Below are 21,985 nucleotides of genomic sequence, written 5' to 3' on the forward strand. Positions count from 1 at the left end.
ACGCCCCTTCCCTGCCACCCTACTCAGGCCCGCGGCACGCGCCGTGGGCGCCCCCGCCCCTTCCCCCTCAGCGGAGCGGACCGGCGCCCCGGTCGGGGCCCGGGCCCGCCGGGCCCGTCGCCGCCGACACGAGGACGTCCCCGGCCGCGACCCGGCTGTAGAGCACCGTGCGGCCCGTGCGCCGGCGCAGGATCAGCCCCGCGGCCAGCAGCACCTTCAGCTGCCCGGCCACCGCGCCAAGGCTGAGCCCGGTCAGCGCCACCAGCTGCGTCGTGGACTTCGGGCTCTCCAGCAGCACCAGCACCCGCGCCCGTACCGGGCCCAGCAGCCGTACGAGGGCCTGCGGCGCGGCGGGCCCGGGACCCGGCTGGGTGAGCTGGCCCGCGCAGGGGTACACGAGCGCGTGCCGGTGCGTACCGGTCCAGGCGACCCACCCGTGGGCATGGGTCACCGGTACGAAGACCAGCCCGGCCTCCCCCGACAGCTCGCGCGGCCGCCGCTGCTGGAGGTTGACGCGCAGCCGCCCCCCGCCCAGCCAGGCCATGCCCGGCCGCATCCCCGACAGGGCGGCCGCCCAGCCGCCCTGGCCGAGCTGGGCGGTGCGCACCAGGATGTCCGCCTCCGCGATCCGGCGGCGCCGCTCCCAGTCGGGGCGTACGGCCTCCTCCCAGACCCACTCCAGCAGTTCGGCCGTCCTGGGGCCGAGGCCGCGCGCCCGGTCGAGGCCCTCGGGGAGCCGGCCGGTGGCGGCGCGCAGGTCGGTACGGACGACCGCGTCCGGGGCGGCGCGGACGGGAGCGAGCTCCTCGGCGAAGGCACGGCCGTCCTGGTGGGCCGGCGGGGTCAGGTACCCGGCGATCCACAGCCGGCCGAGGGCGGCGCGCACCAGGGCGGCGGTGAGGGGCTCGGCGGCCAGGTGGGCCCGGTAGTGCGGGAGCCGGTCCGCGAGCCAGGCCCGCTCGGCGGGGTGGGCGGGGGTGCGGCGCTCCAGGGCCATGAGGGCGGCGGTGGTCTCGGCGAGGGGGGACACCAGGAACCGGCTGCGGGCGAGCGCGTCGGCGTCGATCCGCCACCACCCCACGCCGCCCCGCCCCCTCTCGCCCGCCCGGGCCGCGGGTCCGTCCGGCGGCGCTGGGCTGATCATGCCGTACCCCTGGCCGGGGGTGGGGGTGAAGGCCGGGCGGTTCGTCACGTGGGACATCGTGTCCGGTGCCGGATCGGGTTGCCGCCTTGCCCCCGGCAGGCGCGGCCGAGTGGGCTGCGGATGCCGTTGGCGGCGGGGTTCGGCTACTCGCTCTCCCGGTAGGTCATGAACCAGTGGGTGTCGAAGTAGCGGGCCATCGTGAACGGGTGGTGCGGGTCGAGGAGGATGCGACTGACGAACTCCGCGGCCGAACAGTCGAAGGGGACGACCTGGCCGTCGAATGTCTGGACCGCGACGGGCCAGCGGTCGGGGTCGCCGTCGTCGGCCCGCCAGCAGTACAGGTCCTCGTGCTCGGTACCCGCCCAGATGAGCAGGCCGTCCTCCCTGAGGTCGGACCACGGCTCCTGGTTCAGGTTCAGGTAGGCGTCGAAGGCGCCCTCCCCGAACGTCTCCACCATGCGCTTGTAGTCCCCGGGAAGGCGCGTGCCCAGGCGCGCCTCGGCCTGCGCCCAGTCAATGTCCGGCCGTCGCGGGGGCAGTGTCCAGCCGGTGATGCCGATGAGCCGCTCGACCCAGTCCTCGCCCTGGTCGAGCGCCCCCGCAGGCGCCTTTGCGCGCGGCGCCCGCGTCTGCCGCGGCGCCGTCGCCAGCACCGGCCGGACGACGCCTTCCGCGTCCCGCGCGGTCCCGGCGCCGATCCACTGGTCCCCGTACGCCCATGCCCGTATCGTCACGCCCTGGCCTTCGAGCAGGGCGAGGAGAGCCCCACCGCAGGACTCGTCCACGGTCGGGTCCGTGAAGCCGTCCAGGACGAGGGTGCGCGGGGCTCCGTGACGATCGGCCATCAACTCGACCAGTCTGTGCGGGTCGATGTCCAGAGGCAGGTGCAAAGACCCGCCCGGGGCGGCGAACCGGGCCAGCAGGTCGTTCAGCGTCGATTGCGTGAGGTCCATGGCGGAAAGTGAAGCGCACCGCTCGGACAGCCGGCCTGCGCGCAGACGTATCTGACGCGCTCACGCCTTCTTCCGACGCTGGCGTCGGCACGGTGACCGACGAAGCCGGCGCCGTCCCCTCCCGGGGCGCCTTCCAAAGGCTGCGGCCAGCCGGCGAAGAGTCCTTGGCCGGCCAGGCCACCCGCCACCCGGCGCAGTGTCAGGGGCTGGTGCACACCACCGTGGCGCCCAGTGAACGCTGGACGTTGTCGGTGTTCGTGGCACGGATCGTCCAGCCGGTCGCGGTGGGGAAGGACGCGTTGTGGAGGACGTTCGGGTGCCCGATCCCCCCTCCTGCGGTCGGCACCTGGCCGGCCGGGCACTCGGCATGCGCCGATCCGGTCTGGCTGGCGGGCAAGGTGGTGAGGCGGGTGCTTCCCGCGATGGAGTGCGGTCGGTTGGAGCACCGGATGAATGAGATCACCCCGGACCGGATGAAGCCCGTGTTCTTGGCTCGCGCGCTCCAGAAGGCGACGGACGGGTCACCCAGGCTGAGGAAGTTGCGGTGCTCGGCGGTGGCGCCGCCGCCGGCCGTCACCTTCCCCTGCGGACAGCCCGCGTTGGTGACCGCCGTGTCGCCGCTGACGAAGTCCCCGACGTGGTGGGTGACGGTCTGGTCCGGCGTGCACATCACCACGGGCGTCACCGTGCGCGGTCCGTCGCTCAGGTTGTGGACGCTGAGGTCCCAGCCGGGCCCGCCGGGGCTCGACTCGCGGATGAACACCCCGTTGTCGGGGGCGAGCCGGACTCCGCCGCCGGTGGACCTCTGACCGCTTGGACAGAGCACCCTCGGCAGGTCACGCGCCTCGCCCGCCGCGAGGGTCACGGACGGGCCTTCCGCCCGGGCGACTCCGGGTGCCGCGGGCGCGTCGGCGTTCCCTGCCGACGCGGTGGGCACGGCGAGGGAGAGAACGATGCCGACTGCTGCCAGGGCCGCGATCCGGGTGTACCGCATCTGATGCTCCTCTTGTTCGGGGACGACGACAGTGCTGGCTACCCGGTCCCCGATCGCGCCTCCCGTGCACGCCCCAAGTCCACCCGGGCGGTCGGCGCGCGACGCACCACGGGCCGGCGAACACGCGCGCCGCGAGCCCCCTCCGAACAGCCTCGACGGATGGTCGATCCCGGCTGCACGTCACCGTCACGCCGCGCAACGGCTCGACCTTCGAGGGCGAGGTCAACGCCCGCCGGAATTCCCGCGTTCAGCAGTGGCGGCACGACCTGACAAAGGCGGTCGTGCAGTACCTGATCCGCTGACGCCCCAGCCACCACGGCACGGCACGGTGCCTTCATCGCCGGCGAGAGCGGAAAGGCCGGCCCCGCTGCCCGTGAGCGCGGAACCGGAGGGCGGCCCGGGTTCTTCGGAGCCGCGCCGGTGATCGAGGCGGAAACGGTGGAAGGGCGGGTGGGGACCGCTCCGCGCCACGGTGTACCCGGCAAGCACGGCCAGCTCCTGCCCGGACCGCCCGACGCCCGGGCAGCAGCAACGGCAGCGGCAACACCCGCGACCACCGCGGCGGGCTTTCGCGCCGGGGCGAAACTCTGGGTGATCCCGGGTTCCGGTCGGAGACTGCCCGCATGCCACGCAGCTACCGCTCCCTCGTCGTGCGTACGCCCGAGTTCATCCCCTTCTTCCTCGCCGCCGCCCTGCGCGTCGGGGCCTCCACCACCGGCGGGCTCGCCCTCGGGGTGCTGGTCTACGGCCGGACCCGCAGCCCGCTGCTCTCCGCCCTCGCCATGTTCGGGCCCTCCCTCGCCCAGGTGCTCGGCGCGACCCTGCTCATGGCCGCCGCCGACCGGCTGCCCCCGCGGGCCGCGCTCGCGGGGCTCGCCGCCCTCGCCGCCGCCGGGACCGGGCTGCTCGCCGCTCCCGGCCTGCCGCTGTGGGCGGTGTTCGCGGTGCTGCTGGGGCAGGGGCTCGCCGACTCCCTCGCGGGCGGGGTCCGCTACGGGCTGCTCACCGAGATCCTGCCGCCCGGCGATTACCTCCTCGGCCGTTCCCTCCTCGCCGTCGCCGCCGGTGTCACGCAGGTCGTCGGCTTCGCCGCCGGCGGGGTGCTGCTCGGCGCGCTGTCCCCGCGCGGGGTGCTGCTGGTGTCGGCGGCGCTCGGGCTGGCCGCCGCGCTCACGGTCCGCTTCGGGCTGCGCCGGCGCGCGCCCCGGGCCGGGGGCAGGCCGTCCCCCGCCGAAACCCGGCGGGTCAACAGGCTGTTGCTGTCCGATCCGGCCCGCCGGACGCTGTACCTCGCCCTCTGGGTGCCCAACGGGCTCATCGTGGGATGCGAGTCGCTCTTCGTCCCGTACGACCCCGCGCACGCCGGGCTGCTCTTCGGCTGCGCCGCCGCCGGGATGCTCCTCGGCGACACCGTCGCGGGCCGGTGGCTGCCGGAGCGGCTGCGGATCCGGCTGGCGGCGCCGCTGCGCCTGCTGCTCGCGCTCCCGTACCTGGTCTTCGTCCTGGAGCCCGGTCCCCTCGTGGCGACGGCCGCCGTGACCCTGGCCTCCACCGGTTACGCGGCCGGGCTGCTGATGCAGGAGCGCCTCGTGCCGCTGCTGCCCGAAGGGACCCAGGGGCAGGCCCTCGGGCTGCACTCGGCGGGGATGCTCACGATGCAGGGGGTATGCGCGGCGCTCGCCGGGGCGGTCGCCCAGTACACCTCGCCGGCGGTCGCCATCACCGTGCTGGCGGCCGCGTCCGTCGCGGTCACCCTGGCACTGGAGCCGGGCCTGCGCCCCGCTAAGCTGCGGGTCCGTCCGCCGCATTCCCCTTCTCCCGTTCCCCGAGGTACCGCGCAGTGAGCTCCGCAGCACCCCCCGTACCGGTGACGGTCGTCGGCCTCGGCGCCGACGGCTGGGCCGGGCTCACCGCCGGCGCACGGTCCGCGCTGGCCTCGGCCGAGGTGCTGATCGGCGGGCCCCGGCAGCTGGACCTGCTGCCGCGGGCGGACTGCGCCGGGCTGCGGGTCCCCTGGCCGAGCCCGCTGCGGCCGGCCGTGCCGAAGCTGATGGCCGAGCACGCGGGGCACCGCATCGCCGTACTGGCCAGCGGGGACCCGATGTTCTACGGGATCGGCCGCGCACTGTCCGAGGAGCTGGGCCCGGACGCCCTGCGCGTCCACCCGCACCCCTCGTCCGTGTCGTACGCCTGCGCCCGCCTGGGCTGGCCGGTGGAGGACACCGAGGTGGTGACCGTCGTCGGCCGCCCGGTGGCCCGGCTGGCGGCCGCGCTGCACGAGGGCCGGCGGGTACTGGTGCTCAGCGCCGGAGCGGCGACCCCGGACGAGATCGCCGCTCTGCTCCGAGAGCGGGGCTTCGGCCCGAGCCGGATGCGGGTCCTCGAACAGCTCGGCTCCGAGCACGAGGACGCGTACGAGGGCACCGCGGACGGCTGGGACCACGCGCCCGGCGACCCCCTGAACGTGGTCGCCGTGGACTGCCGCCGGGACCCCGGCGCCCGGGTGCCCCGGCTCGGCGCGACCCCCGGGCTGCCCGACGCCGCGTACGAGCACGACGGCCAGCTGACCAAGCGCCACGTGCGCGCCGCGACCCTGTGCGCCCTGGCCCCCGCCCCCGGCGAGCTGCTGTGGGACATCGGCGGCGGCTCCGGGTCGATCGGCATCGAGTGGATGCGTACGCACCCGTCCTGCCGCGCGGTGGCGGTCGAGCGCGTGCCGGAGCGGGCCGGGCGCATCGCCCGCAACGCCGCCGCGCTCGGCGTCCCCGCCCTGCGCGTGGTCGTCGGCGCGGCCCCGGCGGCCCTGGACGGACTCCCGGAGCCCGACGCGGTGTTCATCGGCGGCGGGCTGACCGCGCCGGGCCTGCTGGACGCGGCCTGGGCGGCGCTGGCGCCCGGCGGCCGGCTGGTGGTCAACACGGTCACCCTGGAGTCGGAGGCGGTCCTCGCCGAACGCCACCGGCGCCACGGCGGCGAGCTGGTGAAGCTGGCCGTGTCGCACGCCGTGCCGGTCGGCGGTTTCACGGGCTGGCGGCAGGCGATGCCGGTCACCCAGTGGTCGGTCACCAAGCCGGCCGCGGGCGAGCGGGCGTCCTCCGCCCCGAAGACGCCCGGGACGCCCCGTCCCGGGACGCCCCCGCCCGCGACGCCCCCGCCCACGACCGCCCCGCCCACGACCGCCCCGCCCGCGACCCCTGCCCCGAAGGCGCCCTCGACGACGGCCCCGTCCGCCGCGAAGACACAAGGAGATCCGCAATGACCGTGTACTTCATCGGCGCGGGCCCCGGCGCCGCCGACCTGATCACGGTGCGCGGTGCCCGGACCCTGGCCGCCGCGCCCGTCTGCCTCTACGCGGGCAGCCTGGTCCCGCGCGAACTGCTCGCCGAATGCCCGCCGGACGCCCGGCTGGTCGACACCTCCCAGCTGAACCTGGACGAGATCATCGCCGAGTGCGTACGGGCCCACGCCGCCGGCCTCGACGTGGCGCGCCTGCACTCGGGCGACCCGTCCATCTTCAGCGCGGTCGCCGAACAGATGCGGCGCCTCGACGCGGCCGGCATCCCGTACGAGGTCGTCCCGGGCGTGCCGGCCTTCGCCGCGGCGGCGGCCGCCCTGAAGCGGGAGCTGACCGTCCCCACCGTCGGCCAGACCGTGATCCTGACCCGGATCGCCCAGCAGGCCACGCCGATGCCGCCCGGCGAGGACCTGGCGACGCTCGGCCGCAGCGGTGCGCTGCTGGTACTGCACCTGGCCACCCGGTACGTGGACCGGGTCGTGGACGAACTGCTGCCGCACTACGGGACCGAGTGCCCGGTGGCGGTGGTGGCGATGGCCAGCCGCCCCGACGAACTGATCCTGCGCGGCACCCTGTCCGACATCGCGGCACAGGTGAAGGCGGCGGGGCTGGTGCGCACCGCCGTCATCGTGGTGGGCCGGACGCTGGGCGCCGAGCAGTTCCGCGACAGCCACCTGTACTCGCCCGAGCGCGACCGGCATGTCTGCTGAGCGGGCGCCGGCGCGGCACGTCCTGATCCTGGGCGGTACGACGGAGGCCCGCCGTCTGGCGGAGGCGCTGGCGCGCGAGACCTCGTACCGGGTGACGACCTCGCTCGCGGGCCGGGTCTCCTCGCCGGTGCTGCCGCCGGGCGAGACCCGGATCGGCGGCTTCGGCGGGGTCGCGGGGCTGGCCGGCTGGATCGCCGGGCACGGCGTCACGCACGTCGTCGACGCGACGCACCCGTTCGCGGAGCGGATGAGCTTCCACGCGTCCGAGGCGCAGGCGCTCACGGGTGTCCCGCTGCTGGCGCTGCGCCGTCCGGGCTGGACGCCGGGGCCGGGGGACGACTGGACGTTCGCGGACTCCCTCGCCGACGCGGCCGCCGTGCTGCCCCCGCTCGGTGCGCGGGTGTTCCTGACCACGGGCCGGATGGGGCTGCACGCCTTCGCGCACCTCACCGACACCTGGTTCCTGGTGCGTTCGGTGGACCCCCCGGCCGCCCCGGTGCCGCCGCGCCTGGAAGTACTGCTGGCGCGGGGTCCGTTCGGGCTGGCCGATGAGCGTGAGCTGCTGGCCCGGCACCGGATCGACCTGCTGGTCACCAAGGACAGCGGCGGCGACGCGACGTCCCCCAAGCTCACCGCCGCCCGCGAGGCGGGGATCCCGGTGCTGGTCGTGCGCCGGCCGGCGGTCCCGGAGCACGTGGAGCAGGCCGGTTCGGTGGAGGCGGTCATGGACTGGCTCCGCCAGGGCTGAAGCCGGACCCGCCGCCGGGGCCGGACCCGCCCGTGAGGCCGGAGCCACCGCCGGGGCCGGACCCGGCCGCCGGTGCCGAAGCACCGGCGGGCGGCCCGGCTACTACCGGATCACGGGTAGCGGCGCGGCGTCCACGTCACCCGGGAGCCGTCGGGCCGCTGCGTGACCTGCGTCTGCGAGGACCCGATCAGCAGGATCGTGCGCATGTCCACCTCGGACGGCTCCAGTTCGGCCAGCGTCAGGACCCGCACCGACTGCTCCGGTCCGCCCACGTCCCGCGCGACCACCACCGGGGTCTGCGGCGCGCGCAGCTCCAGCAGCAGTTCGCGGGCCTGGGCCACCTGCCACGTCCGGCTGCGCGAGCCCGGGTTGTACAGCGCGAGGACCAGGTCGGCGGCGGCCGCCGCGCGCAGCCGCTCCGCGATGACCTCCCACGGCTTGAGCCGGTCGGAGAGCGAGATGGTCGCGTAGTCGTGGCCGAGGGGGGCGCCGGCCGCGGCGGCGGCCGCGTTGGCGGCGGTCACCCCCGGCAGCACCCGTACGGGCACGTCCGCGTACTCGGCCTGCCCGGCCACCTCCAGGACGGCGGTGGCCATGGCGAAGACCCCGGGGTCGCCGCCGGAGACGACGGCGACGCGCTTGCCGCGCCGGGCGAGGTCGAGGGCGAACTCGGCCCGCTCGGACTCCACCTTGTTGTCGGAGCCGTGCCGGATCTGGCCCGGCCTGACCGGCACCCGGTCCAGGTAGGTCGTGTACCCGACGAGCACCTCCGCGTCGGCCAGCGCCCGCCTGGTCTGCGGGGTCAGCCACAGCGGCCCGGCGGGGCCGGTGCCGACGACCGTGACCTCGCCGGGGCCCCCGGGGACACTGCCCGGGTTCCCGATCCGGCTGGGCACGACGGCGACGGCGAAGTACGGGACGCTGTCCGGGTCGGTGTCCGCCAGGACCCCGACCCGCTCCCCCTCCATCGTCGCGCGCTCGACGTAACGGGCCTCGGCGAGCCGGCCGCTGGCCTCCATCGCCCGCCGGACGGCGGGGAAGGTACGGCCGAGCTTCATCACGACCGCCGAGTCGGTGGCGGCGAGGCGCGCGGTGAGCTCCTCCTCGGGCAGGGTGCCGGGCAGGATCGTCAGCACCTCCTCGCCCTCCACGAGCGGGGTGCCGAGGCGGGCGGCGGCGGCGCTGACGGAGGTGACCCCGGGGATCACCTCGGCCTCGTACCGGTCCGCGAGGCGCTTGTGCATGTGCATGTACGAGCCGTAGAAGAGGGGGTCGCCCTCCGCGAGCACGGCGACGGTGCGGCCCGCGTCCAGGTGCGCGGCGAGGCGGGCGGCGGAGGCCTCGTAGAACTCCTCCATGGCGCCCTGGTAGCCGCCGGGGTGGTCGGTGGTCTCGGTGGTGACCGGGTAGACCAGCGGTTCCTCGACGTGGTCGGAGCGCAGGTGCTTCGCGGCGATGGAACGGGCGATGGAACGGCCGTGGCGGGCGCTGTGGTAGGCGACGACGTCAGCCTCCGCGATGACCTCGACGGCCCGCAGCGTCATCAGGGAGGGGTCGCCGGGGCCGAGGCCGACACCGTACAGCTTGCCCTTCGCCACGTCCGCGCCGCCGTTCCCCGCGCTCTGACGGTCGCTCATTCTTCCTCGCTCGCGATCGCGTTGACCGCGGCGGCCGCGATGGCGCTGCCGCCGCGCCGGCCGCGCACGATGAGGTGGTCGAGGGCCGAGGGGTGGGCGGCGAGGGCGTCCTTGGACTCGGCGGCGCCGATGAAACCGACCGGCACGCCGATGACGGCGGCCGGGCGGGGGGCGCCTTCCTCGATCATCTCGAGCAGCCGGAAGAGTGCGGTCGGCGCGTTGCCGACGGCGATGACGGAGTTCTCCAACAGGCCCCGGTCCCGCCAGACCTCGAGCGCGGCGGCGCTGCGCGTGGTGCCCATCTTCGCGGCGAGCGCGGGCACGGCCGGGTCGGAGAGGGTGCAGATGACCTCGTTGTCGGCGGGCAGACGCTTGCGGGTGACTCCGCTGGCGACCATCTGTACGTCGCACAGGACCGGCGCGCCGGCGTGCAGCGCGGCGCGGGCGCGCAGGACGACGTCGGCGGTGTAGCCGAGGTCCTGGGGGAGGTCGGTCATGCCGCAGGCGTGAATCATGCGCACCGCGACCTGGGCGACCGAGGCGGGCAGCCCGGAGAGGTCCGCCTCGGCGCGGATCGTGGCAAAGGACTGGCGGTAGATCGCGGCGCCGTCCCTCTCGTACTCAAACACGGTGTACTCGCTCATTTCTTCACTGCGATGCGGGTGTTGTGGTGGTGCGTGCGGCCGTGAGGGCGGCCGCCAGGTGTGCGTACGGGGTGGGCCGCCCGTCGAGCGCGTAGCCGTCGGGGGTGGCGACCAGGTCCACCCAGGCGGTGCCGCGGGGGTGGCCGCACCGGCGGGCGCAGCCGGACCAGTGCACGGGCAGCGCGGGCGCCGGTTCCGTTTCCTTTACGACGGCACGCGCGTCGGCGCGTACGTCCGCCAGGGACTTGGCGCACCCGGGCTTTCCGGTACAGGCGGTGACGGACTGCCAGGGGCTGTCGGGGCCGGTCACCAGGCCGGCCGCCTCGAGCCGTGCGCAGCCGTCGGCGGGGACGGGGGTGCCCGCGTCGTCCGGCAGGACGACACTGCGCCACGGGGTGACGCGCAGCTCCCCGCCGCCGGCTTCGGCGACCTCGGCGAGGATCCGCCACTGGGCGGAGCTCAGCCGGCCGAGCGGGGGCAGGACGCACAGCGCGCCCCCGGGCCCCCGCGGCCGGGGCGGTTCGGCGTAGGGCCACGCCACCTCGGGGACGCGGGCCGCGTCGATTCCGGCGGCGGCCAGTCGCAGGGCGAACTCCCCGCCGTCCAGGGCATGTCCGTCGGGCAGCTCGGCGACCCGCCAGGCCCGGGTGCCGGCGGCGTCGGCGGCGTCGAGGAAGTACTCGGCGGCCAGCAGCGCCGCCCGGGGCGCGTCGGCCGGGGCCACCCCGACGGCGTCGGCGGCGGCTCCGAGCCGCACCAGCACCCGGCGGCCGCCGGCGCCGTCACCGCTACCGCCGTCACCGCTGTCACGCTCACCGCCGTCACCGCTGCCGCCGTCACCGCCGTAACCACCGCCGCCGCCCAGCACCGTGACATCGGGGTCGAGGGCGGCGACGTCCCCGCGCCCGTCGTCAACGGCGAAGAGGAACCGCCCGGACAGGGCCGTCGCCCGGGTGCTCGCGCAGAGCAGCCCGTCCAGTTCCCGGACCCGGTGCGCGACGCGGGGGCCGCCCATCGGGGAGGCCACGATGTTGCGCACCCGCTCGTGGCTCGGCGCGGGCAGCAGCCCGGCACCGTCCAGCAGCCGCGCGAGCCCGGCGCCGCAGTCGTCGGTGAGGCCGCGCAGCTGGACGTTGCCGCGCGAGGTGAGCTCCAGGTGCCCGTCCCCGAACCGGTCGGCGGCGGCCCCGAGAACGAACGCCTGGGCGGCGGTGAGCAGTCCCCCGGGGATCCGGACGCGCGCCAGGTGGCCGTCGTCGGCGGCGTGCAGCCGCAGCGCGCCGGGGCAGGCGTCGCCGCGGTCGCGTATGACGGGTTCGTCCCGCGACGCGGCGGAGGGGGGCTGGGGCATGGCCGCGAGCATACCCACGATTGCGCACCCCCGGCCTGTGTCCGTCGCCACCCCGGCCCGGGCCGCCACCCGCCGCGCCGGGCCGGGACGCGGCGCCGCCCGCGTCCGGGGCGCGGGGCCGGGGGCGGGGCCGCGGCGACGGGACGGCCCCGATCCCACCCCCACTCCCGGCCAGGGGAAAGGCCGCCTAAGATGACCTTCCGACGGGCCGCTCGGCCCGTCATCGCCGAGGACGGCGACATGGGAGGAAGCCCGGTGCGATTCCGGCGCGGTCCCGCCACTGTGAACCCCGCGGAGCGATCGGCCGGGTGAGTCAGGAACTCCCGCTGTCCTCACTGCCCGGGGCGCGGAAACCCCGAGGAAGGCCTGCCGCCGCATGATCCTGCTGCTGTCGACGTCCGACACCGATCTGCTCAGCGCCCGCGCCGCGAACGTCGCCGGCGGCCCCGTGCCGTACCGGTTCGCGAACCCCTCCCGCCTTCCCCTCGACGATCTCCCCGGACTGCTCGACGGCGTCGGGCTGGTCGTCGTACGCCTCCTCGGCGGTCTGCGCGCCTGGCAGGAGGGCCTGGACGTGCTCCTCGCGCCCGGCCAGACCCGCCCGGTGGTCGTGCTGACCGGCGAACAGGCCCCCGACGCCCAGCTGATGGAGGCCTCCACGGTCCCGATCGGCATCGCCGCCGAGGCGCACCGCTACCTCGCGCACGGCGGCCCGGCCAACCTCGGCCAGCTGGCGCGCTTCCTCTCCGACACGGTGCTGCTCACCGGTCACGGTTTCGAGCCCGCCGCCGCCTCCCCCACCTGGGGTCCCCTGGACCGGCCGGCCGGCACGGCCACCGGCCCGCGGGTCGCGGTGCTGTACTACCGCGCCCACCAGATGAGCGGCAACACCGCCTTCGTGCACGCCCTCTGCGACGCCATCGAGGCCAAGGGCGGGCAGCCCGTCCCCCTCTACGTCTCCTCCCTGCGCTCCCCGGAGCCGGAGCTGCTGCGGGCGCTGGAGCCGGCGGACGCGATCATCACCACCGTGCTCGCCGCCGGCGGCACCCGCCCCGCCACCGCCTCCGCCGGCGGGGACGACGAGTCCTGGGACGCGGGCGCGCTGGCCGGGCTCGGTGTGCCGATCCTCCAGGCGCTGTGCCTGACCGGTTCGCGCGGCACCTGGGAGGAGAACGACGAGGGCCTGTCCCCGCTCGACGCCGCCACCCAGGTCGCCGTTCCCGAGTTCGACGGCCGTCTGATCACCGTCCCGTTCTCCTTCAAGGAGATCGACGAGGACGGCCTGCCCGCGTACGTCGCCGACCCGGAGCGGGCCGCCCGCGTCGCCGGCATCGCCGTCCGCCACGCCCGGCTGCGCCACATCGAGCCCGCGGACAAGAGGATCGCGCTCGTCCTGTCCGCGTACCCCACCAAGCACTCCCGCATCGGCAACGCGGTCGGCCTGGACACCCCGGCCAGCGCCGTCGAACTCCTGCGCACCCTGATCGCCCACGGCTACGACTTCGGCCCCGAGGCGGAGATCCCCGGCCTGGTCTCCGGCGACGGCGACGAGCTGATCCGGGCCCTGATCGAGGCCGGCGGCCACGACCAGGACTGGCTGACCGAGGAGCAGCTGGCCCGCAACCCGGTCCGCATCCCGGCGGCCGACTACCGGCGCTGGTTCGCCGAACTCCCGGCCGAGCTGCGCGAGAGCGTCGAGGAGCACTGGGGCGAGGCCCCCGGCAACATGTTCGTGGACCGCTCCTCGAACCCGGACGGCGACATCGTCCTCGCCGCGCTCCGCCGCGGGAACCTGCTGATCCTCATCCAGCCGCCGCGCGGCTTCGGCGAGAACCCGATCGCGATCTACCACGACCCGGACCTGCCGCCCTCGCACCACTATCTGGCGGCGTACCGCTGGATCCAGGCGGCCGCCGAGGACGGCGGCTTCGGCGCCGACGCGATGATCCACCTGGGCAAGCACGGCAACCTGGAGTGGCTGCCGGGCAAGAACGCCGGCCTCTCCGCGTCCTGCGCGCCGGACGCGGCGCTCGGCGACCTCCCGCTCGTCTACCCGTTCCTGGTGAACGACCCGGGCGAGGGCACGCAGGCCAAGCGCCGCGTGCACGCCACCCTGGTCGACCACCTCGTGCCGCCGATGGCCCGCGCGGAGTCGTACGGCGACATCGCGCGCCTGGAGCAGCACCTGGACGAGTACGCCCAGATCAGCTCCATGGACCCGTCCAAGCTCCCGGCGATCCGCGCCCAGATCTGGACGCTGATCCAGGCCGCGAAGCTCGACCACGACCTGGGCCTCGACGAGCGCCCGGACGACGACGGCTTCGACGACTTCCTGCTGCACGTCGACGGCTGGCTGTGCGAGGTCAAGGACGCCCAGATCCGCGACGGCCTGCACGTCCTCGGCGGCGCCCCGACGGGGCCGGCCCGGGTCAACCTGGTCCTGTCCATCCTCCGCGCCCGCCAGATCTGGGGCGGCGCCTCCGCCCTGCCGGGGCTGCGCGAGGCCCTCGGCCTCGACGAGTCGGCGGCCACCCGCACGGCGGCGGACGAGGTCGAGGAAACCGCCCGCACGCTGGTCCAGGCCATGGAGGACGCCGGCTGGTCCCCCGACGCGGTCGCCACCGTCGCGGCGGGCCACCCGCGGGCCGTCGCGGACATCCTCGCCTTCGCCGCGCACGAGGTGGTCCCCCGCCTGGCCGGCACCACCGACGAGATCGCCCACGTCGTGCGGGCCCTGGACGGCGGCTTCGTCCCGGCGGGCCCGTCGGGGTCGCCGCTCCGCGGCCTGGTCAACGTCCTCCCGACCGGCCGCAACTTCTACTCGGTCGACCCCAAGGCCGTCCCGTCCCGCCTGGCGTGGGAGACGGGCCAGGCCCTCGCGGACTCCCTGCTGACCCGCTACCGCACCGACCACGACGAGGAGTGGCCGGCCTCGGTCGGCCTGTCGCTGTGGGGCACGAGCGCGATGCGCACGGCGGGCGACGACGTGGCCGAGGCCCTCGCCCTCCTCGGCGTCCGCCCCGTCTGGGACGAGGCCTCGCGCCGCGTCACCGGCGTCGAGGCGATCCCCCTCGCGGAGCTGGGCCGCCCCCGCATCGACGTGACGCTGCGCATCTCGGGCTTCTTCCGCGACGCGTTCCCGCACGTCATCGGCCTCCTGGACGACGCGGTCCGGCTGGCGGCCTCCCTGGACGAGCCGGCCTCGGACAACTTCATCCGGGCCCACGCCCAGGCCGACCTCGCCGCCCACGGTGACGAACGCAAGGCCACCACCCGCATCTTCGGCTCGCGCCCGGGCACGTACGGGGCCGGCATCCTCCAGCTGATCGACTCCCGGGACTGGCGTACGGACGCCGACCTGGCGGAGGTCTACACGGTCTGGGGCGGCTACGCGTACGGCCGCGGCCTGGAGGGCCGCCCGGCCCGCACCGAGATGGAGACGGCGTACAAGCGGATCACGGTGGCCGCCAAGAACACCGACACCCGCGAGCACGACATCGCGGACTCCGACGACTACTTCCAGTACCACGGCGGCATGGTGGCCACCGTCCGCGCCCTGCGCGGCACGGCTCCCGAGGCGTACATCGGCGACTCCACCCGCCCGGAAACGGTCAAGACCCGCACGCTCGTCGAGGAGACCTCGCGCGTCTTCCGGGCCCGCGTCGTGAACCCCAAGTGGATCGAGGCGATGCGCCGCCACGGCTACAAGGGCGCCTTCGAACTGGCGGCGACGGTCGACTACCTCTTCGGCTACGACGCCACGACGGGCGTGGTGGCGGACTGGATGTACGACAAGCTCACGGAGACGTACGTCCTGGACCCGGAGAACCGCGCCTTCCTGGAGCAGGCCAACCCCTGGGCCCTCCACGGCATCGCGGAACGCCTCCTGGAGGCGGAGTCCCGCGGCATGTGGGAGAAGCCGGACCCGCAGGTCCTCGAAGCCCTGCGCCAGGTCTACCTCGACACGGAGGGCGACCTCGAGGGCGCGTCCGACTGACCGCCGCCCGTGCGCGGACGGCCCGGCCTCCCGCGGAGGCCGGGCCGTCGTGCGTCCGCCGCCCGTCAGGCCCGGGCGGTCTGGTTCACGCGGGCCGCCGCCAGCCCGCAGGCCCCCGGCAGGCCCACGCGCCGCGGAACGGCCCCGCCGTCACCTGAAGCGGTGAACTCCGGCGCATCCGGGCGACGCCGGGGGCGGGGCGGTGCTGATCTCGTGCGGGGGCCGGAGCGCCGGTCCCGCATCCAGTGAGGAAAGGCCGGCCCGCCCGTGACGCAGCCGTTTCAACTGCCGGAGTTCTACGTGCCCTACCCGGCACGCCTGAACCCCCACCTGGAGAGCGCGAGGGCCCACAGCAAACGATGGGCACGTGCCCTCGGAATGCTGGAGGGCTCCGGCGTCTGGGAGGAGTCGGACCTGGACTCGCACGACTACGCGCTGCTCTGCTCGTACACCCACCCCGACTGCGACGGCGACGCCCTGTCCCTGGTCACCGACTGGTACGTGTGGGTGTTCTTCTTCGACGACCACTTCCTGGAGATGTTCAAGCGTTCCCAGGACCGGGCCGGCGCCAAGGCCTACCTCGACCGGCTGGCCGCCTTCATGCCGATGGACCTGGCGGAAGGTTTCCCCGAGGCCACCAACCCCGTCGAGGCGGGGCTCGCCGACCTGTGGGCCCGTACGGTCCCCGCCATGTCGGCCGACTGGCGGGAACGGTTCTCCCTCTCCACCAAGAACCTGCTCGACGAGTCCATGTGGGAGCTCGCGAACATCAACCTCGGGCGGATCGCGAACCCCCTCGAGTACATCGAGATGCGCCGCAAGGTCGGCGGCGCGCCCTGGTCGGCCGGGCTGGTCGAGTACGTGTCGGCCGAAGTCCCCGCGCGCGTGGCGCACTCACGGCCCCTGGGCGTCCTGCGCGACGCCTTCTCCGACGCCGTGCACATCAGGAACGACCTCTTCTCCTACCAGCGCGAGGTCGAGGACGAGGGCGAACTCTCCAATGCCGTCCTGGTGCTGGAGACCTTCCTCGGCTGCACCACCCAGGAGGCCGCCGACCTCTCCAACGACCTGATCACCTCCCGTCTCCAGCAGTTCGAGCAGACCGCGCTCACCGAACTCCCCCGCCTCTTCGCCGAACACGCCCTGACCCCGGCCGAGACGGCGGCCGTACTGGCCTACACCAAGGGCCTCCAGGACTGGCAGTCCGGCGGCCACGAATGGCACATGGCCTCCAGCCGCTACATGAACGAAGGCGCCCGGGCCACCGGCCGGCTGACCCTGCCCTTCCTCCCCGCCGGGCTCGGCACCAGCGCCTTCGACCTGGGCTCGGTCTTCACCCGGCGCTCGATGGAACTGCGCCGCCGGTCCTTCAGCCACGTCCCCTTCGAGAAGACCGGCCCGTCCGTCATCCCGGACATCCACATGCCCTACGCGCTGTCCCTCAGCCCGCACCTGGACCACGCCCGCGAGGGGCTGGTGCGATGGTGCCGGCGGATGGGGATGCTGGACCCCCAGCCCGGGGACCCGGGCTCGGCGATCTGGGACGAACGGAAGATGCGCGGCTTCGACTTCGCCCTCTGCTCGGCCGGCATCGACCCGGACGCCACCCGGGAGGCGCTCCTGCTCAACGCGTCCTGGCTGGCCTGGGGGACGTACGGGGACGACTACTACCCGCTGGTGTTCGGGCAGACCGGGAACATCGCCGCCGCGAAGGCGGCCACCGCGCGGCTGGTCGCCATGATGCCGCTGGACCCCGGCGAAACGGCGCCGGTGCCGGTCATCGCGATGGAACGTTCACTCGCCGACCTGTGGCTGCGCACCTGCCGGGGCATGACCCCGGCCGCCCGAGCCGAGTTCCGGGCGACGATGGTGAGCATGCTGGACAGCTGGGTGTGGGAGGTGGAGAACCAGTTCCACCACCGCATCCCTGATCCGGTGGACTACGCCGAGATGCGCCGGCACACCTTCGGCGCCCAGCTGACGATGTACATGTGCCGGCTCGGCCAGGACGGCCGGGGCATCCCCGACGAGATCTACCGCTCGGGGACCATCCGGTCGCTGGAGAACGCGGCGGCCGACGCCGGCGCCCTCGTCAACGACATCTTCTCCTACCAGAAGGAGGTGGAGTTCGAGGGAGAGGTGCACAACCACGTCCTCGTCACCCGGAACTTCTTCGACATCGGGTACCCCGAAGCCCTGCACATCTGCCACTCCCTGATGACGCAGCGCACCGAGGAGTTCCAGCACATCGTCGAGAACCAGCTGCCCGTGCTCTACGACGACTGGCAGCTGGACGCCGACGCCCGCGCCGGGCTCGACGCGTACGTCGGCGAGCTCCAGGACTGGCTCGCCGGGATCCTGCACTGGCACCGGATGACGAGCCGTTACCGCGAGGAGAACCTGCACCGGCCGGGCGACGCCCTGTCCACCGGCATCCTCGCCGGCGGCTTCGGCATGTCGGCGGCGCGGATCGGCCCGGCCGCCCGATCCTGAAGGCCGCGGGGGCGGTCCGCTCGCCCGCCCCCGCACTCGCCGGCCGCCCGCACCGGCCCGCCTCCCTCGGCCGTCAGAACTCGTCGGACGTGTGCGGCAGCCGCCCCGGGTACAGGGCCGCGTCCAGGGCCGCCGCCGCGCCGGGAGTGTGCTCGGCCACCAGCCCGGCCGCCACCAGCTCCCCGAGGCGGGTCCCGCCCAGGTAGCAGGCGGCCAGCTCCCGTACGTCCAGGGTGAGATCGGGGGCCGCGCGGGCCGTCTCGTACGTCGCCCCGCCCGACCCAACCTTGAGCCGGAACCGCCCGGCGTTCGCGGGCAGCCGGGTGTCGGACAGTTCCAGTACGAGTTCCACGGGCGCGGCCCACGACCGCCCGGTCAGCGCCGCCCGTACGTCGACCAGCCGCAGCCACAGCGCCGGGTACTGGGCGGTGACCCGGACCTGGTCCCGGTCGGCGGCGAAGTGCAGCAGCGGGTCGTCGAGGGGGCGGCCCCACGCGGACACCCTCCCGGTCAGGTCGAGGGAGGCCAGGCACTGCCACAGCGCGGCGGCGACCGCCGGGGTGGCGGCCTCGAGTTCGTCGACGCGGACCAGGCCCGGGCTGCGGGCGGGTGCGCCGTCGTCCTCGTGCTTGGTGCGGTAGAGGACGTAGCCCGCCACCGGTTCCCCCGGTTCCCCGACGGCGATGATCCTGGGCGGGCTCAGCTCCTCGTCCTCCTCGTCCTGTTCGCAGAGCCACTCGTCGGCCCAGCGCCGCGCGCTCCGGGTCGGCCGTCCGGCCCGGGTCCGGCGGGCGGCCTCGTGGAACGGCGCGATGGCGGTGAGGGCCTCGTCCGGGTCCACCAGCCGCAGCGGGCGCGGATCGGGGTCGATGCGCAGGGCGAGCGGCCGGGTGGAGTCGATCTCGATGGTGACGCCCTGGGTGGCGGAGCCGTAGCCGAAGCGGCCGTAGATGGCGGCCTCGGAGGCCCACAGGGCGACGAGCGGGCTGCCCTCGGCGGCCGCGCGGCGCAGCTGTTCGTCCATGAGCGCGGTGAGGACGCCCCGGCGGCGGTGGGTGGGGGCGACGGAGACGAAGGTGAGGCCGGGGCAGGCGAGGTCGGTGCCGCCCGGCACGGAGAGGCGGAAGGGGTGGGCCGCCATGAACCCGACCAGTGCGTCGCCGTCGTAGGCGCCGAGCCGTCGGCAGCGGGTGAGCAGGGAGCGGTGCCGCTGGCGTGCCTCCGGTTCGGGCCGGTCGTGGAAGACCAGGTAGGCGAGCTCCTGGGCGCGGTCGATGTCGGCCTCGGGTACCTCGCGGATGTCCACCATGATCGGGAGACTAATCGGTCATCGCGGACTGCTCACACCATAATGGCCGGATCTGCCCGTCCGGCCGGTCCCGGTGCCGGGTCCGGCCGGTTCGGGGGCTTGCCGTCAGCGGGTCTCGGGGCCGGTCCAGCCTGCGGGGACGTGGCCGATTCGGATCCGCTGGGGGTGGTCGCCGACGGGGACGGAGACCCGCTTGGCCCCGGTGGCGAAGTCGATGGCGGTGACCTGGTCGGCGCCGCTCTCGGAGATGACGCAGGCGGTGCCGTCGCCGTTGACGGTGGCCCAGTAGGGCTTGGCGGCGGGGACGAGCGGTCCCTCGGCGAGGGTGGCGCGGTCGACGACGGTGGCGTAGTCGTCCATGGTGCCCGCGACGCAGAGCCTGCTGCCGTCGGGGCTCATGGACATGCCGTGGTGGCGGGAGTCGTTGACCCACTTGGTGCGGTCGGTGGTGGTGGCGGGGTTCTCCGGGAGGGTCTTGACGCGGGTGATCCGGTCGGAGGCCACGTCGTACTCGAGGAATCCGTTGAAGAAGGAGACCTGGAAGTAGAGCTTCGACTCGTCGGGGCTGAGGGAGACCGGCCGTACGGCGTCGGAGAGGTCCTTGCGGCCGAAGGCGTCGAGGCGTTCGCGCATGTCGATGACGCGGACGGTGCGGAAGGTCTGGGTGTCGACGACGGTGATCTTCCGGTCGCCCTTGGTCCAGTCCAGCCAGGGTGCGTCGAGGGCGGAGGTGACGTCGCCGATGGCGCTGTTCCAGAGGTAGCGGCCGCCCTCGGTGAAGACGTTCTCGTGGGGCTTGTCGCCGGTGGTGAAGGATCCGGCTTCCCGGCCGGTGGCGATGTCCAGGACGTGGACGGTGTTCGCGGTGGAGGCGGAGACGGCGACGCGGGTCCCGTCGGGCGAGACGGCCATGTGGTCGGAGCGGTACCCGGCCACCGGGAAGCGCCAGTTGATCCGTCCGGAGCGCACGTCGATGGAGACGACGTCGGCGAAGCTGGGGCGGGAGACCACGACGGCGGAGCCGTCGGGGGTGGTGTACATGTCGTCCACGAACTGGTCGTGGCCCTCCCCGGCCGTGGCGCGGATCCCGAGGAAGAAGCCGAGCCTGACGGGGTTGAGGTAGATCTCGCGGAGCCGTTCCTCCTTGTCGGGGACGACGTTGATCCGGCCCACGCGGGCGAGGTCGCCGGTGGAGGCGAGGACGTCGGCGGTGCCCTCCCAGTTGTTGCCGACGAAGAGCACCTCGCGCAGGCCCGCGGCCGGGGGCGTCGCGGCCTGGGAGGCGGGGGCGGGGACGGCCGCGAGGCCTGCCATCGCCAGGGCGGCGCCGATCAGGCGCAGGGTGCGTGCAGGGGTACGGCCGGTCCGGGACATCCGCTCAACTCCGATACGGGGAAGCGCTGTTACCGGCCGGTAAAATAGGCGGGACGGCAAGAAGGCGCAACCCCCGCGGGGCCGCGCCTTCTGTCGCGCCGGAGGGCCGCCCCTTCAGGCGACCGAGCCGATCCTGCCGGCCACCGCGTCCGAGCTGTCGTGGTGGATCGGGATGTGCGCGCCGGCGAGGGCCGCGCCGCTGCCGCCGCGGCGGTTCGCGACGATCTCGGCGGCGATGGACAGCGCGGTCTCCTCTGGTGTGCGGGCACCCAGGTCCAGGCCGATCGGGGAGCGCAGCCGGGCCAGTTCGAGCTCGGTCACGCCGACCTCGCGCAGCCGCTTGTTGCGGTCCTCGTGGGTACGGCGGGAGCCCATGGCGCCGACGTAGGCGACGGGGAGCCGGAGGGCCAGTTCGAGGAGCGGTACGTCGAACTTGGCGTCGTGGGTGAGGACGCAGAGCACGGTCCGGCCGTCCACCTGGGCGCTCTCCAGGTAGCGGTGCGGCCAGTCGACCACGATCTCGTCGGCCTCGGGGAAACGCTTCTTCGTGGCGAAGACGGGCCGGGCGTCGCACAGCGTCACGTGGTAGCCGAGGAACTTGCCGATCCGCACCAGGGCGGAGGCGAAGTCGATGGCACCGAAGACGATCATCCGCGGGGGCGGGACGCTGGACTCGACCAGGACCTTGAGCGGCTCTCCGCAGAGCCGGCCGTCGGCGCCGATCTCCAGGACGCCGGTCCTGCCGGCGTCCAGCATGGCGCGGGCCTCTTCGGCGAGGGTGCGGTCCAGCTCGGGGTGGCCGCCGAAGCCGCCCTCGAAGGAGCCGTCGGGGCCGACCACCAGGGCGCGCCCCATCAGCTCGGCCGGGCCTTCGGCGATCCGGGCCAGCGCGGACGCCTCGCCCCGGGCCGCGGCGCGCAGCCCGCCGGCCAGCACCTCCCGCAAGGGGGATCCCACCGGGACCGGGGTCACCAGGATGTCGATGACTCCGCCGCAGGTCAGGCCCACGGCGAAGGCATCGTCGTCGCTGTAGCCGAAGCGCTCCCCGACGGTCTCGCCGTCTTCGATCGCCTGCCGGCACAGCTCGTACACCGCGCCCTCCACACATCCGCCGGAAACCGATCCGATGGCCGTGCCCTCGCTGTCGACGGCGAGCGCGGCCCCGGGCTGCCGGGGGGCGCTCCCGCCGACCGCCACCACGGTGGCGACGGCGAAGTCCCGTCCCTGCTCGACCCACCGGTTCAGTTCTTCGGCGATGTCCAGCATGTGCGGCCTCCTCGGAGAGGGTGTCGGATTCCAGTATCGGGTGCGTGGAGGGTGCGGGCCGCTGGAGGGC

At 74.6% G+C, this 21,985-nt stretch carries 15 protein-coding genes and 1 riboswitch; of the genes, 6 read left to right on the forward strand and 9 right to left on the reverse strand.

The genetic code is table 11. From position 1 onward, the window contains the following. Nucleotides 1-67: 67 nt before the first annotated feature. The 3 genes from ACZ4WZ_RS19545 to ACZ4WZ_RS19555 form a co-directional block, all read right to left on the reverse strand. Entirely contained in the window at nt 68-1,192 is a 1,125-nt protein-coding gene (locus ACZ4WZ_RS19545) for a transcriptional regulator (protein WP_467891901.1), read from the reverse strand. Between the two features lie 95 nt (nt 1,193-1,287). Then, nucleotides 1,288-2,097, reverse strand: a complete 810-nt coding sequence (locus ACZ4WZ_RS19550; RefSeq protein ID WP_467891903.1) for an SMI1/KNR4 family protein — start codon at nt 2,095-2,097, stop codon at nt 1,288-1,290. A 199-nt stretch (nt 2,098-2,296) separates the two neighbouring features. Next, complete coding sequence (locus ACZ4WZ_RS19555) at nt 2,297-3,091, reverse strand: hypothetical protein (RefSeq protein ID WP_467891905.1); 795 nt, start codon at nt 3,089-3,091, stop codon at nt 2,297-2,299. 623 nt (nt 3,092-3,714) lie between these two features. Here ACZ4WZ_RS19555 and ACZ4WZ_RS19560 point away from each other — a divergent pair. The 4 genes from ACZ4WZ_RS19560 to ACZ4WZ_RS19575 are packed head-to-tail and all read left to right on the forward strand — an operon-like array spanning nt 3,715 to nt 7,844. Beyond that, entirely contained in the window at nt 3,715-4,935 is a 1,221-nt protein-coding gene (locus ACZ4WZ_RS19560) for an MFS transporter (protein WP_467891908.1), read from the forward strand. Beyond that, a complete protein-coding gene (gene cbiE / locus ACZ4WZ_RS19565) occupies nt 4,932-6,350 on the forward strand; it encodes a precorrin-6y C5,15-methyltransferase (decarboxylating) subunit CbiE (RefSeq protein WP_467891910.1) in 1,419 nt (472 codons plus the stop codon). Before ACZ4WZ_RS19560 ends, cbiE begins: the two co-directional genes overlap by 4 nt. After that, a complete protein-coding gene (gene cobM / locus ACZ4WZ_RS19570) occupies nt 6,347-7,096 on the forward strand; it encodes a precorrin-4 C(11)-methyltransferase (RefSeq protein ID WP_467891912.1) in 750 nt (249 codons plus the stop codon). The genes cbiE and cobM overlap by 4 nt, the downstream gene beginning before the upstream one ends. Continuing rightward, nucleotides 7,086-7,844, forward strand: coding sequence for a cobalt-precorrin-6A reductase (locus tag ACZ4WZ_RS19575; protein WP_467891915.1), 759 nt, complete (start codon nt 7,086-7,088; stop codon nt 7,842-7,844). Before cobM ends, ACZ4WZ_RS19575 begins: the two co-directional genes overlap by 11 nt. Before the next feature lie 110 nt (nt 7,845-7,954). Here the strand turns inward: ACZ4WZ_RS19575 and ACZ4WZ_RS19580 are convergent, their stop codons facing one another. The 3 genes from ACZ4WZ_RS19580 to ACZ4WZ_RS19590 are packed head-to-tail and all read right to left on the reverse strand — an operon-like array spanning nt 7,955 to nt 11,488. Beyond that, nucleotides 7,955-9,481, reverse strand: coding sequence for a precorrin-2 C(20)-methyltransferase (locus ACZ4WZ_RS19580; RefSeq protein WP_467891917.1), 1,527 nt, complete (start codon nt 9,479-9,481; stop codon nt 7,955-7,957). Further along, nucleotides 9,478-10,125, reverse strand: coding sequence for a precorrin-8X methylmutase (locus ACZ4WZ_RS19585; protein WP_467891919.1), 648 nt, complete (start codon nt 10,123-10,125; stop codon nt 9,478-9,480). Before ACZ4WZ_RS19585 ends, ACZ4WZ_RS19580 begins: the two co-directional genes overlap by 4 nt. A 4-nt stretch (nt 10,126-10,129) precedes the next feature. After that, nucleotides 10,130-11,488 (reverse strand): cobalamin biosynthesis protein CobG, encoded by a 1,359-nt coding sequence (locus ACZ4WZ_RS19590; protein WP_467892093.1) that lies wholly within the window; start codon nt 11,486-11,488, stop codon nt 10,130-10,132. Between the two features lie 211 nt (nt 11,489-11,699). Beyond that, nucleotides 11,700-11,799, forward strand: a riboswitch (cobalamin riboswitch). A gap of 53 nt (nt 11,800-11,852) precedes the next feature. On the opposite strand from ACZ4WZ_RS19590, the gene cobN reads away from it, so the two are divergent. Both cobN and ACZ4WZ_RS19600 read left to right on the forward strand, forming a co-directional pair. Then, nucleotides 11,853-15,473: a cobaltochelatase subunit CobN gene (cobN, locus tag ACZ4WZ_RS19595; protein WP_467891922.1), complete on the forward strand. Its 3,621-nt coding sequence runs from the start codon at nt 11,853-11,855 to the stop codon at nt 15,471-15,473. Between the two features lie 267 nt (nt 15,474-15,740). Continuing rightward, nucleotides 15,741-17,966 (forward strand): terpene synthase family protein, encoded by a 2,226-nt coding sequence (locus tag ACZ4WZ_RS19600; protein WP_467891924.1) that lies wholly within the window; start codon nt 15,741-15,743, stop codon nt 17,964-17,966. 73 nt (nt 17,967-18,039) lie between these two features. On the opposite strand, the gene ACZ4WZ_RS19605 is transcribed toward ACZ4WZ_RS19600, so the two are convergent. The 3 genes from ACZ4WZ_RS19605 to ACZ4WZ_RS19615 all read right to left on the reverse strand — a co-directional run bounded on the left by ACZ4WZ_RS19605 (nt 18,040) and on the right by ACZ4WZ_RS19615 (nt 21,915). Further along, nucleotides 18,040-19,275: a GNAT family N-acetyltransferase gene (locus ACZ4WZ_RS19605; RefSeq protein WP_467891926.1), complete on the reverse strand. Its 1,236-nt coding sequence runs from the start codon at nt 19,273-19,275 to the stop codon at nt 18,040-18,042. Nucleotides 19,276-19,380: 105 nt separating this feature from the next. Next, nucleotides 19,381-20,649: a YncE family protein gene (locus ACZ4WZ_RS19610; RefSeq protein WP_467891927.1), complete on the reverse strand. Its 1,269-nt coding sequence runs from the start codon at nt 20,647-20,649 to the stop codon at nt 19,381-19,383. 114 nt (nt 20,650-20,763) lie between these two features. Next, on the reverse strand, nt 20,764-21,915 hold the full coding sequence (locus ACZ4WZ_RS19615) for an XdhC family protein (protein WP_467891929.1): 1,152 nt from the start codon (nt 21,913-21,915) through the stop codon (nt 20,764-20,766). Between the last annotated feature and the right edge of the window lie 70 nt (nt 21,916-21,985).

The sequence above is a fragment of the Streptomyces sp. NPDC029122 genome (assembly GCF_055569445.1).

What these genes read in the sequence shown, in the direction of transcription:
- ACZ4WZ_RS19550 (WP_467891903.1), bottom strand. Translation starts at nt 2,097, where the DNA reads ATGGACCTCACGCAATCGACGCTGAACGACCTGCTGGCCCGGTTCGCC.
- ACZ4WZ_RS19555 (WP_467891905.1), bottom strand. Translation starts at nt 3,091, where the DNA reads ATGCGGTACACCCGGATCGCGGCCCTGGCAGCAGTCGGCATCGTTCTC.
- ACZ4WZ_RS19560 (WP_467891908.1), top strand. Translation starts at nt 3,715, where the DNA reads ATGCCACGCAGCTACCGCTCCCTCGTCGTGCGTACGCCCGAGTTCATC.
- cobM (WP_467891912.1), top strand. Translation starts at nt 6,347, where the DNA reads ATGACCGTGTACTTCATCGGCGCGGGCCCCGGCGCCGCCGACCTGATC.
- ACZ4WZ_RS19575 (WP_467891915.1), top strand. Translation starts at nt 7,086, where the DNA reads ATGTCTGCTGAGCGGGCGCCGGCGCGGCACGTCCTGATCCTGGGCGGT.
- ACZ4WZ_RS19580 (WP_467891917.1), bottom strand. Translation starts at nt 9,481, where the DNA reads ATGAGCGACCGTCAGAGCGCGGGGAACGGCGGCGCGGACGTGGCGAAG.
- ACZ4WZ_RS19585 (WP_467891919.1), bottom strand. Translation starts at nt 10,125, where the DNA reads ATGAGCGAGTACACCGTGTTTGAGTACGAGAGGGACGGCGCCGCGATC.
- ACZ4WZ_RS19590 (WP_467892093.1), bottom strand. Translation starts at nt 11,488, where the DNA reads ATGCTCGCGGCCATGCCCCAGCCCCCCTCCGCCGCGTCGCGGGACGAA.
- cobN (WP_467891922.1), top strand. Translation starts at nt 11,853, where the DNA reads ATGATCCTGCTGCTGTCGACGTCCGACACCGATCTGCTCAGCGCCCGC.
- ACZ4WZ_RS19605 (WP_467891926.1), bottom strand. Translation starts at nt 19,275, where the DNA reads ATGGTGGACATCCGCGAGGTACCCGAGGCCGACATCGACCGCGCCCAG.
- ACZ4WZ_RS19610 (WP_467891927.1), bottom strand. Translation starts at nt 20,649, where the DNA reads ATGTCCCGGACCGGCCGTACCCCTGCACGCACCCTGCGCCTGATCGGC.
- ACZ4WZ_RS19615 (WP_467891929.1), bottom strand. Translation starts at nt 21,915, where the DNA reads ATGCTGGACATCGCCGAAGAACTGAACCGGTGGGTCGAGCAGGGACGG.